The following is a 12,316-nucleotide window of genomic DNA, read 5'->3' on the forward strand; positions in this document are numbered from 1 at the left end:
GTCAAATAAAAGGAAGTGATGCCACAATGCCATTGTGGAAAAGAAATTTAGTAGTCATTTGGTTCGGTAGTTTTTTGACCGCTGCCGCCCTCAGTCTTGTCTTACCGTTTTTGCCCTTATTCATTGAAGAACTCGGTGTCGACCGCCGACAAGACATTACGACTTGGTCCGGAATCGCCTTTGGTGCGACCTTCCTCGTCGCTGCGATCGTCTCACCGATTTGGGGACGTCTCGCCGATCGAAAAGGGCGTAAGCTCATGTTGCTTCGCGCAAGCCTCGGTATGTCGATCGTCATGTTCTTGATTAGTTTTGTCCAAGACGTCTATCAACTTGTATTCCTACGTCTTGTCATGGGAGCCGTGTCCGGATTCATTTCAGCCGGCATCACGATGGTTGCTTCCCAAACCCCAAAAGAGAAAAGTGGCTGGGCGCTCGGCACCCTGTCGACCGGTGGGATTGCCGGTGGATTGCTAGGACCTCTCATTGGAGGATTCCTCGCCGACGTTGTTGGGCTTCGACCCGTTTTTCTCTTTACGAGCGTTCCGCTCTTCCTTACCTTCCTCGTGACCTACTTCTTCGTTAAAGAAGAATTCGTTCCACTGGAGGTCAAAAAGATGGCTTCCGGAAAGGAAATCATTCAGTCCTTACGTCATCCGGAACTGATCTTGAGTTTGTTCCTGACTACGTTCCTGATTCAGTTCGCGGCCCAATCGATCAGTCCGATCCTGTCACTGTATGTCCGGGAACTCAGTCCGGGTACTGAACGTCTTGCGTTACTGTCCGGCATCGTTGCCTCTGCACCTGGGATTGCGGCGTTGATCGCGGCACAGCGACTCGGTCGTCTTTCGGATAAGATCGGGGCGGAACGTGTCTTGTTCTTTGCCTTACTTATCTTTGCGGCGTTCTTGATTCCGCAAGCGTTCGTCACGGATACGAGCCAGCTGATTGTCTTACGGATGGGAATCGGTTTTGCGACAGCTGCCTTGATGCCGTCCGTCCAAACGTTGCTTCGGAAGAATACGCCAGCGAACGCATCTGGACGGATCTTCGGATACAACCAGTCCGCGCAATTCATGGGGAACTTCCTCGGACCGCTCGCAGGTGGACAGATTGCCGGTCACTTCGGCTTTGAAGCGTTATTCCTCTTCACCGGATTGATCGTCATCACGAATGCGGTGTTAGAGCGGACACAAACAGCAGTCCTCAGTAAAAATAACGGATAAGTTCAAAACACGTCGACCCGAATGAAGGAGTCGACGTGTTTTTTTGCATCAAGAAGGCGGTTCGAGGACATCCTCTAAAAAGGAAGGCTGAGAATGTTTCAGTTGCTCTTGGACGAGAGAAGAGAGAGCGCGTACCTTGAAGTCCGCTGCATAATGGAACAGACCGTTATCGAGTTCTGTGATCGATACGGGAACGAGAAGAATCTCGGGATGAATCAATGAAGTGAGCGTCACGCTCAGTTCGATGTTTTGATGAATCGGCAGACGAATCGAAGAGTAGAAGAACAGTGTCTTATTCGTACATCGGTTGATCAGGATATCTGAAGAGCCGACTTGGATCGTACGACCGTTCAGTCGGGTGATTGTGATTTGAGCGAATAACGATAAGATCGCATCGACAGGAGCTGCTGTTCCCGTATGCTGTGGGTACAGCATGCCTTCTATCAACATCTGTTCAAACATCGCTTCTGAAACCGGCTTACTGAATAAATAGCCTTGAATCAGGTCGCATTGCAGCTCACGGTAAAAATCGAGTTGGGGAATCGTCTCGATGCCTTCCGCGATGACGGTCAATTGAAACTCTTTTGCCATGAAGAGGATGCTTTTGACGACGGAACGACTTTTCGGATCGTGCTCAATCAGTTGTGCGAGGGAACGATCGATCTTCAGACAGTTAATCGGATAGCGTTGGACATGAGAAATCGATGAATAGGCAGTCCCGAAGTCGTCCAAAGAGATATGGACACCTAAAGCAGAAATCCGCTCCAGGATTTCGTGGATCTTATCGCTCTCGAGTAAGATATCGGACTCAAGTAATTCGATTTCAAGAAGATGCCCGGGAACCCGGTAGCGCTGTAGATACTGTTCGATGACTTGTGCGAAGTCACCGTAGAACAATCGTTTCGGAGAAACATTGATGGAAATCGGAACGATGTTCGAACGGCGTCGTTCCCGCAGTTCACTAAGAAAACGACAGGTCTGATTCAGTACCCAGTCACCGATATGCAAATACATCTCACTCTCTTCCGATAAGGAGAGGAAATCCTTTGGCGTCAAGCGTCCCCATTCCGGATGATCCCAGCGGATCAAAGCTTCAGCTCCATGGATGGTGCCGTTCCAGCCGTCGACTTTCGGTTGGTACTCGAGGATGAGCTGTTCGTTTTGAATGGCGTAGCGTAAGTCACGCTCCAGCTCATAACGTCGGTACATATCGATATCGAGGCGCGACGAGTAGAATTGGTAGTTGCTCTTCGCGCGGGACTTCGCGCGTCGAAGTGCCGTATATGTCTGCTTCAACAGTTCATCGGCGGATAGTTTGTCATTGACGACGTACGTGATTCCGATGTAGACATTCGTGAATAGTTCATAGGACAGAACATCGAATCGTTTATCACCCAGCTTCAATAACTGATGACTCAGCTTCACGATGGCGGTTTCATCAATCGGTTTCTTGATGATGAAGAGATACTTATCGCCGAACAGATGACCGATGAAGTGATCTTGATCCGCAAAACGGCGGATTTCAGCGCTCGTCTGACGAATCCACTCGTCTCCGACGTCGTGTCCGAATCGTTCATGAATGACATTGTACTGTTTAAAGGTGACAGCGAGTAACGTAAACGAGGTGCGGCTCTTTAACAAGTTCGTGATTTCTTCGAGTAAGAAGGCGCGATTCGGCAAATGGGTCAGGGAGTCATGCATGGACAGATGCCAAATCGTGTGTTGTTGTTCCTTCAGGATCGAAATATCGGAAGAAACGCCGTAATGGCCGATGACCTCTCCGTCATTCTTAAGAATTGGGATACAGACTTCCTCGACCCAGAAGACCTTGTCGAGGAGTTGAAGCCGATAGACATGCCGGACGACCTTTCCATCACGGATCTCCGGATAAGAACGCTCTAAATGCGGTAAATCCTCTGGATGAATGAGTGTCCGCCATAACTGAGGTTCTTTCGTGATCCGGTTCAGGATGTGCTGGTACGGAGCCAAGAACCCCACAGACTGGAATGTGACCGTTTGTGGATGATAGATGTGCTCATAGATGGATGTATCCAGTGAGCCGAAGACGTCCTTCAAGGACTGAATGGCATGATCCCGCTCTCGCTCAAGACTCGTCAACTCCGTCGCATCATGCAAGATGAAGTTCACGCAGCGGGGAGAGGAGTCTTGCTGAAGCAAGGCGTCACAGCGGACGACTTTCGTATAGTGAAGTCGTTTACTCATGCGAAGGGACATCGAGAATTCCTTGATGTGCTCGTCACATAAGGCAGTACTCTGTTGTAAGAACAGGTCGCGATCGTCCGGATGGATTTCGTCGAGCAGTTCGTAGGCATCCATTTGCGCGACATGACGTTGTGACCATTCGAGTAGTCGGCTGAGTGAAGCGTCCGCGGTCAATTGTTTCGTCGAGGGAACATATTCGAGAAAGGTGACGCCTTCGAGCGTCGTCGTCAACTGTTCCTTGGCGAGTAGACGATTATAGGCGGTACGCAATTCTTTTTGCTGGGAGACATCACGCGCAATCCCGTAAAGTCCGATGATGACGTGCTGATTATAGAGGGGGATGTTCGTGACGTTGACAGTCAGAATCTGACCGTCTTTTCGTTTTAGGTCGGTCGTGAAGTGAAGGGTCTCGCCTTCGTGAACACGATTTTTCAACGGGGCGATCCGCTCCGCTTCGGAATCGGAGAGCAATTCGCTGAAATGCATATGCCGTATGGCGTCCGCATCGTAGCCAAGCAGAAGAGGCAGTTTATTATTAAAAGCAATGAAATGTCCTTTCAAATCCATCGTATAAACTGCATCCGGATGATTTTCAAGAAAGTGAGTCATGTCTGTCAGCAGTGTGAAATCTAAAGAAGGAGTGGTCGATTGGTTCGTACGTCTTTTAAAGAAAGACACCGTCATCACCTCGTTTCAACTGGTCGATATGGACTACTTCTAATTATACCCAATTGGAATAATTATGAATATGAAACGAATTCAAAAGAAGGAGAATGATTTTTTGACAGGAATGGTAGTACTTTAGATGCAACTCAGAATTTTATTCCCTTTTTTTGAAAAAAACTCATAATCTGAAGCAAACGGACCGATATACTAAAAGATAGAATTGAACATGAAGTCAATGAGGAGATGAAATATAGATGTTACGCGGAATGTATACGGCATCCGGTGCGATGCAGGCACTGCAACGCCAACAAGAGATGCTGAGTAATAACTTAGCGAATGCACGGACGCCCGGCTTCCGTGCCGATCAAGCATCCCTGCGCACGTTTCCGGAAATGATGATCCATCAAGCAGCGACGAATGAACGGACGGGAATCCGACCAGCGGGGAATGTCGGTACACTCGCTACCGGTGTATTCATGCAAGCAACGACACCGAACTTCGCACCGGGATCCATCACGGAGACCGGGAATGCGACAGATTTACAGATCAGCTCGGCGGAAGGCGTGCCGATGTTTACGATCCTACATGGTAATGGAGGCGGAACAGCACCTGAAGGAGAAGTATTGTATACAACGAACGGACAGTTCGCGGTCGATCGGGATGGCGTCTTACGGACGACGGACGGTGATCAGGTACTCGATGAGGATGGCAATGCGATGAACGTCGGTAATGACGACTTCAAAGTCTCACCTGAAGGTGTCGTGACGCGGGGGAACGGAGAACAAGTCGGGCGGCTCGGACTCGTGACGACGAATAATACAGAACAGCTCGAGCGTGTCGAGAACGGACTCTACCGGGCACCGCAAGCACTAGCGCAAGGAAACGTCAAGGTCGATCAAGGGGTGCTTGAACTCGGGAACGTCGCGATTGAACAGACGATGGCAGAGATGAACGCCGGTCTACGTCAATTCGAAGCGAATCAAAAAGTCATTCAAGCGTATGACCGGACAGCGGAAAAGGCAGTCTCTGAAATCGGTCGCGTCCGATAATGAAAGGGGAACACCATGCAATCACTCTATACGTCAGCTAGTACGATGGCGCAATTACAAAAACAGCTTGATACGACCGGACATAACTTAGCGAACGTCGATACGAACGGATATAAACGTCGCGATGCCCAGTTCAAGGAACTGTTGACGCGTAACATCCAGAATCAACCGGCTGCTCTGCAGACGGGACCCTTATCGACACCAGCCGGTCTGCGGATCGGCGTCGGCGGATATGTCGCGAACGAAGCGACACGCTTTTCGATGGGAACGTTCAAACGGACGGACCGGGCACTGGATGCTGCTTTATCGGATCCGCATCATTTCTTTGGTGTCATCGACCGCGATGGCGTGACGAAATTCACGCGGGACGGGAACTTCCAGCTCTCTCCGCAAGCGGATGGACGTATTCGATTGACAGATGATACGGGTCGCTCGATCATCAACAATCAAAATGATCCTATCCTCTTGCCGGCGAACACGACGGGCGTCGAATTGAACAAGGACGGGAACGTCACGGGCATCGTCAATGGTGAGCGCCGTGTCCTCGCGCGGATCGGTGTCGGGTATATCGACAATCCGAACCAGTTGACGGAAGATGGTTCTGGCTTATTTACGACAGCTGAACAATATCAGGCGGTCGGTGGCAATCCATTGACGGTTGGTACACTCGAGTCGTCGAACGTCGATATGGCGACTGAAATGACGAACTTGACGCAGATTCAACGGGCGTATCAATTCAATTCGAAAGCACTGATGACGACCGATCAGATGATGGGAATCGTCACGTCACTGAAATAACATGAAAAAGCAGATCGCCTCACATGTGAGATGATCTGCTTTTTGCGTTCAGTCTTGTAGCGCTTGATAGATAGCGGCCATATCGGCATCCCCATGATCAGGTTTTGCCTTCGCATAACTACGATCCGCTGCTTGAGCGAGCGGTAGGTGGCGCTGTTGGCGTGTGGCTTCTGCCGTGATGAGACCGAGATCCTTCGCCATCAAGCGGAGCGGGAATGCAGACGGGAAATCGTTGTTGCGATACATGTCCCGTTTACCGGTGAAGAGCGGCGTGTTCATCCCGGAAGCACTGATCATCTGGATCAGCTTCTCTTTCTCGAGTCCCGCACCTTCTCCGAGCAATAATGTCTCCGCGACACCTTGTCCGACGACGGCGAGTAAGAGATTGATGGCAAGTTTCGCCGCACTCCCTGAGCCATGTGGACCGAAATGAATCGTTTCCTTTCCGAGTAGATCAAGATACGGCTGACAAGCCGCGACGACGTCCGCGTCACCGCCAGCCAGCAAAACGAGCTGACCGTTTTCTGCGACGGGGACGGATCCTGAGACAGGCGATTCGAGATATATGCCGCCACTTTCTTCGACGAGACGTGCCATCTTCTTCGTCTCTTCGGGTGAAATCGTACTTAAGTTGACGATCGTCTTACCTGTGAGGTCGTCTGTTATACTTTCGAGAACAGACGCGACAGCGGGACCATCTGCGAGCATGACGAAGATAATCTCACTCTGACGCACTGCGTCCTTAGCTTCTTTGACCGCTGTCGCCCCTCGTTCAGTCAACGGTGCTGTCTTCTCATATGTCCGGTTGTAGACGATCACGTCATGACCGCCGTCAAGCAGACGTTTTGCCATCGGTACCCCCATATGTCCTAATCCAATCCATCCAAGTTGCATGTCGATTCCTCCTTAAAATAATACGCTTATGACTATACCCCACGCCTGATCGAATCTAACGAAAAAAAGACCGTCCACAAGGGGACGATCTTCTGATTAATCTTCATACGTGAGGATGGTCGAGATGACAGCGATCGGGAAACGGATCGTAAAGGTCGATCCGACACCGACGACGGATTCGACATCGATCGTTCCGTTGTGGTGTTTGACGATCTCCTTACAGATCGATAGACCAAGACCGGTTCCACCGATCTTTCGTGTCTCGGAGTTATCGACACGGTAGAACTTATCGAACAATTTCGGAAGCGCATCTTGTGGAATTCCGATGCCTTCATCCTGGATTCGGATTTGGGCGAAACCGAGTTCGTTTGAGATTCGTATCAAGACTGTCCCGCCGCTCGGTGAGTACTTGACGGCATTGCTGAGCAGGTTGTTGAGCAACTGCTTCATCTTTTCCGCGTCCCCGTCGATCATGATCGGTCCACGGGCCTCGAAATCAATCCTGTGCGTCTCATGCGAGACATCATAGAACTCGATCAAGTCTTGGGCAAGTTCAACGACATCGAACGTCGTCATGTCGTAGCGATGTTCACTCGATTCCATCCGCTGGACATCGAGGAAGTCGTTGACGAGCGTCGTCAGGCGACCGGTCTCGGAGTGGATCGTCTGGAGGTACTTCCGTTGCCGTTCCTCCTCGAATCGTTTGTTGAGCATCAGCTCCGTGAAGCCATAGATCGAAGAGAGTGGGGTCCGTAACTCATGCGAAACGGTCGAGACGAACTCTTCCTTCATCCGCTCGGCTTCCGTCTCTTTTGTGACGTCACGGAGGACGAGCATCGTACCGACCCACATGCCGTCGACCTCGATCTTCTCGGCGTAAATCTGGATGTAGGTGCTATGCTTGCGAATCGAGACGATCAAGCTGTCTTTCGGTAAATTCAGCTCGACGATCTGTTCAATGTAGCGCTCGAATAGTGCTGGTTCATCAATGATGTCAGCGAGTGCCTGCATCGCTTGCTCGAAGGCAGAGCGTTCTTCGTCTTCAAACTGTGTCGGTACTTCTGGGAACAATGTCATCAACGGTTCGTTGACGAGCAATTCATCCGTCTCGTGTTCGATATAGACGACGGCTTCCCGAATGGAGTTCAACAGCTGGGTCGTCTTATTCTTCTCACGAATCATTTCCTCATAGATCCCCATCCGGAGAAGTGAGAGCGATAATTGATGCGAGAACGACAGGATGTCATCCATCTGCTCCGCTGTGAAGGCATCACGATAACGTACAAGGTAGATACAGGCAATCATCCGCTCTTTCGACGGATCAAGGACTGGTACTGCGACCTCATACATATAGTATGGGTACGGGAGCGGACTTTCGTGCGCGACCTGTTTTGCGGAATGCACGGGACGCTTCAAGAGACGTGCCCGGTGCAGGAGCGACTGATCGTCAGAGACGAGACGACCGACCATCTCTTCCGTCATCCCGTAATCGATCGTTGAGCGGACTTCCTGTTGATCGAGGAACAACAGGGCACCGATCTCGGAATGCGTGATCGAGACGAGCTTTTCGATGATTTCCGGATAGGCGGTTAACGTCTCGCGAGAAGCAAGCGTCTCCGTCAGTTCATTGCGGTACTTGAGATGCTGTTCGCTGCGAAGCGTGATATCGAGTGCTTCTTCAAGTTCTTCCTGCTGGGCCTGAAGTTCCTCTTGCTGCGCGACGAGTTCTTCCTGTTGCGCTTGGAGCTCTTCGTTCTTTGCGAGCATATGAACTTTATTGTCCGCGATCGAAGCCGCCATCTGATTGAATGACGACGTCAGCGTATGCAGCTCGTCCTTGCGTTTCGGTAACGGAATCGCTTGAATGTCTTCCCCTGTCGCAAGCAACGCACTATCGCGAGACAGTGTGTTGACCTGCTTCGTAATGCGGCTGATGAACGGACGGACGAGCGAGAAGAGGACGAGAATCAAAACAGCGAGATTCGAGAGCCAGATGAACTGTGCGACACGCATCTCGCTGAGCAGAGCGTTTTTCGCATCGATCTCTTTGCCTTGGATCAACGTCAGATAGTCCGCAAGTAGCGAATCAATCCGTGTCATATCGACATCGGCGTCTGACAGGCTGACGGAACCACGTAATGTGCCGTTCGTCGTGAACAGATCCTTCCCGTTTGAAAGTGCGGCAAGGGTGTCGGGATTTACAAAGTCTTCGTTAATCTTCCCGTCTTTTTTTCCTTTGACGTATTCGTTGAGGAGCGGAAGCGCTGTTCCGAAATAATCGTCATACATACGGCGCGTCGCGATTGCATATTCTTTTCCTTGCTCGTACACGGCGTATTTCTCGAACCATGTCGTCAGACGATTGATTTCTTGCTGATTTGTTTTCACCTGATCGAGTGTTTCATTTGAACCTGTCAATAAGTAGGATTTGACGTTACTTTGCGCGACGGTCCATTCACTAGCGAGAGCATTGGCATTCGTCCGTCGTTCGCGTAAGTCGTCGAACGTCGCATTCGCTTGATCGATTTTTTGTTCCGTATAGAAGTAGACAATCGCAGACGTGATGCTGAGTGCGACGAACACCATATAGAAGGCGAACATCAATTGGCGACCGATCGTATGGTTGATCCATTTCACTGGGGTATCCTCCGTATTCTATTTTTACATGTATGAGAAAGATTGCTTAAGTCCGAATATACTCATCTTACGCACATTCAACGGGTACGGCAAATCTGAATCTGCAAAGTTGATTAAAACAAATATATCATATATTGGTTAAAGAGAAGGAAACGATACATTTTCTGAGAATAAGGATTAAGAAGCAGTGTTTTAAGGGAAACAATAGGGGATATGGAACTTCATACTATAAATAGGGAAGTGGTTAGATGCAAAAAATGTTTGAAAACAAATGGTATCGATTCGCGTGGTGGATCATGACGTTACTCATCATCGTCTGGATTGGTGATCACGTCACGTTTCTGTTCCGACCGGTCGCGATTCTACTGCAGATGGTCGTACCGCCACTTGCGATTGCCGGGATTCTCTATTATGTCCTGCTGCCGATCGTCGAGTTACTCGAGAAAAAGATGAAGCGGCGACCTGCCGTCTTGATTGTCCTTGTCGGATTGATCGGAATCTTGACGACACTCGGCTTCATCTTCGGTCCGATGCTGTCAGAACAGATCACCCAGTTCGTCAATTCGATCCCGACGCTTGCGACGCAGTTTCAGCGTCAATTGATCGACGTCCGGGATCAACTTGAAAATAGTTCGGTCTTCTCACGCTTCCTATCAGGACCGGATAATCTATTCAATAAGTTTTCCGGTAACATCTCGGAGTACGCTTCGACATTCCTGAAGAACATCGGCACCGGTGTCGGTGGCTTCGTCAGTGTCGTGACGACGACGGTCGTGACGATCGTCATCATTCCGATCATGTTGATTTACATGTTGCTAGACGGTGATAAGCTCAAAGGCAATCTCGTCAAGCTGATGCCATACGAGTATCATAAGGAAACGAAGAAAATCCTCGGCGACGTTCACTTGACGATCATGAGTTATATCCGGGGTCAGGTTATCGTCAGTATCGGGGTCGGGATCATCGCTTACATCGGCTACCTGATCATCGGGATTGATTATGCGTTGCTGCTCGCCTTGTTCGCGACATTGACGAACATCATTCCGTTTCTTGGACCTGTGCTCGGTGTCATTCCGGCATTGATCGTCGGGTTCATCCAGGACCCGATCCTTGCGATCTATGCGATCATCGTCATGACGGTCGCGCAACAGATCGATTCGCACATCATGTCACCGCTCGTTCAAGGGAAGACACTTGACGTCCATCCGCTAACGATCATCATCGTCTTGCTCGTCGCAGGGAACATCGCCGGATTCTTCGGTGTCTTACTCGGTGTCCCGTTCTATGCTGTCATGAAGGTCGTCATCTTGAACATCCGTCGCCTGTATCATCTTCGCTCGCAGAAGAAGATGGTCATCACGGAGGAAGAGAAGACGTTCGATACGATCGTCACGGAGCGTGATTGAGTTTTGAAATTCACGTAAAAGTGCGTCATACTGAAGAAGTAGTTAAGAAAAAGGGGGCAGGGATCAGATGGATTCACGTCATACCGAAGAACAAGCCGATTTACTCGCATTGCAGAAGTTTCAGCATAATTTCGAGAACAGTTTGAAGTCGAGTATCATCTATCTTTTACGGGACGGTGCGTTGACGATCGGGGAACTCGAACAACGAATCGATCAGTCACACGGTCAAATCCTCGAACAGCTGCAGGAGCTAATCGAGGATGGGCTCGTCGTCCAGCAGATGTCGGAGAAAGTGCACGGGCTTGCCTATTATTTAACGGCACCGGCAGAAGATCTCGTCCGTCAGTTTAAGGAATCGATTCGCTGGAGCAAACAGCATATTCGCTATTGAGGAACGTTAAAAGCCAGAGTCGCTAGACTCTGGCTTTTGTGTGGATTTTAACGACGTACGGCACTGAAAGCTTCTTCCGATTCAATGCCTGCTTTGTTGACGGCGGTGATGATGAAACGACCCGTCGCATCTTCTGGAAGCGGGAAGGCTTTCCGTTCGATGACGTCTGTTGTACCGAGTTTTTTACGTTTACCGTCTTTTTCTTGATAGACGTTATACGACGCTACCTCTTTATCCGTAGAAGCATACCAGTTCACGAATCCACCGCTGACACGAACGTTCGTGGCTGGTTTCGGTGGTGTTTTGATAGGGTCAGATGCTTTTTCATCGAGTTCTGTGAAGACGACGAGGCGATTGTCGTACGTTCCGGCATTTTGATCAAACGTTCCGATACACGTGATCAAGTTGAGATTCCGTTTTTCAGAAGCCCCAAAGATTTTTTGGAGCGGCGCATCCAAGTGATCGTATTGGACGAGCTTCTTGACGCGGAAGACGAGCGTTCGTCCGGAAGCATCCTTGATCTTGATTTGATCCTTCTTCTTCAAGTCTCGTAGTTGATAGAAGACGGCAGGTCCCGTCTTCGTATCGGTGTGTCCATCGATGACGGCATTTCCGACATCGCCTGGACGTGGACCGAACCGATACCAGCCGACTTGTTGTTCATTCTTTGGTGTCGCCATGGCGCCATTCTTATCAAGACCGACTTGCTCGACCTTTGTTTTGATGTCAAGCGCTGGAATTGAGAGAGTTTTTGGTAATTCGACTTCATTCGTCGAAAGATCCTTGAACTCTTTTTTGAAGATATCCGATGGTTTTAACGGATCCTCTGCTGGCGCCTCCTTCTTATTCTCGGAAGAAGTCACCGTCTTGGGTGACGCCGATCCTTGGGTGATGTTGGATGCTGCTTGTTCCGGTGTGCTAAAGAGCAGAAACAAGAGCGTTCCGACAGAAGCAACCATCAAAACGATGCTTGTCGGCAGTAACCATTTTCGCATGACGTGTAACTCCTTTCCGAGAGAAGGGTCTCTC

9 protein-coding genes are annotated in these 12,316 nt (G+C 49.9%); 5 read left to right on the forward strand and 4 right to left on the reverse strand.

Translation table 11 applies throughout. The features are described from left to right. Window positions 1-26 precede the first annotated feature (26 nt). Window positions 27-1,223: a multidrug efflux MFS transporter gene (locus ACHWTJ_RS02450; protein WP_294740241.1), complete on the forward strand. Its 1,197-nt coding sequence runs from the start codon at window positions 27-29 to the stop codon at window positions 1,221-1,223. A 48-nt stretch (window positions 1,224-1,271) separates the two neighbouring features. Here ACHWTJ_RS02450 and ACHWTJ_RS02455 read toward each other — a convergent pair whose 3' ends face one another. Further along, complete coding sequence (locus ACHWTJ_RS02455; RefSeq protein WP_394679038.1) at window positions 1,272-4,124, reverse strand: EAL domain-containing protein; 2,853 nt, start codon at window positions 4,122-4,124, stop codon at window positions 1,272-1,274. 242 nt (window positions 4,125-4,366) lie between these two features. Here ACHWTJ_RS02455 and ACHWTJ_RS02460 point away from each other — a divergent pair, with 242 nt between their 5' ends. Both ACHWTJ_RS02460 and ACHWTJ_RS02465 read left to right on the forward strand, forming a co-directional pair. Next, window positions 4,367-5,161: a flagellar hook-basal body protein gene (locus ACHWTJ_RS02460; RefSeq protein WP_294751498.1), complete on the forward strand. Its 795-nt coding sequence runs from the start codon at window positions 4,367-4,369 to the stop codon at window positions 5,159-5,161. Between the two features lie 15 nt (window positions 5,162-5,176). Next, window positions 5,177-5,959: a flagellar hook-basal body protein gene (locus ACHWTJ_RS02465; protein ID WP_294740244.1), complete on the forward strand. Its 783-nt coding sequence runs from the start codon at window positions 5,177-5,179 to the stop codon at window positions 5,957-5,959. A 48-nt stretch (window positions 5,960-6,007) separates the two neighbouring features. Here the strand turns inward: ACHWTJ_RS02465 and ACHWTJ_RS02470 are convergent, their stop codons facing one another. Beyond that, window positions 6,008-6,853, reverse strand: coding sequence for an NAD(P)-dependent oxidoreductase (locus ACHWTJ_RS02470; protein WP_294750255.1), 846 nt, complete (start codon window positions 6,851-6,853; stop codon window positions 6,008-6,010). Between the two features lie 96 nt (window positions 6,854-6,949). Beyond that, on the reverse strand, window positions 6,950-9,490 hold the full coding sequence (locus ACHWTJ_RS02475) for an ATP-binding protein (protein ID WP_394679039.1): 2,541 nt from the start codon (window positions 9,488-9,490) through the stop codon (window positions 6,950-6,952). 248 nt (window positions 9,491-9,738) lie between these two features. On the opposite strand from ACHWTJ_RS02475, the gene ACHWTJ_RS02480 reads away from it, so the two are divergent. Continuing rightward, complete coding sequence (locus ACHWTJ_RS02480) at window positions 9,739-10,896, forward strand: AI-2E family transporter (RefSeq protein ID WP_087681501.1); 1,158 nt, start codon at window positions 9,739-9,741, stop codon at window positions 10,894-10,896. A 67-nt stretch (window positions 10,897-10,963) separates the two neighbouring features. Next, window positions 10,964-11,287 (forward strand): helix-turn-helix domain-containing protein, encoded by a 324-nt coding sequence (locus tag ACHWTJ_RS02485; RefSeq protein WP_023469481.1) that lies wholly within the window; start codon window positions 10,964-10,966, stop codon window positions 11,285-11,287. Window positions 11,288-11,334: 47 nt separating this feature from the next. Here the strand turns inward: ACHWTJ_RS02485 and ACHWTJ_RS02490 are convergent, their stop codons facing one another. Next, complete coding sequence (locus tag ACHWTJ_RS02490; protein ID WP_394679040.1) at window positions 11,335-12,282, reverse strand: sortase domain-bontaining protein; 948 nt, start codon at window positions 12,280-12,282, stop codon at window positions 11,335-11,337. Between the last annotated feature and the right edge of the window lie 34 nt (window positions 12,283-12,316).

Origin of the sequence: uncultured Exiguobacterium sp. (assembly GCF_964277885.1) — a bacterium.
In the GTDB taxonomy this organism is placed as follows: Bacteria; Bacillota; Bacilli; order Exiguobacteriales; family Exiguobacteriaceae; genus Exiguobacterium_A.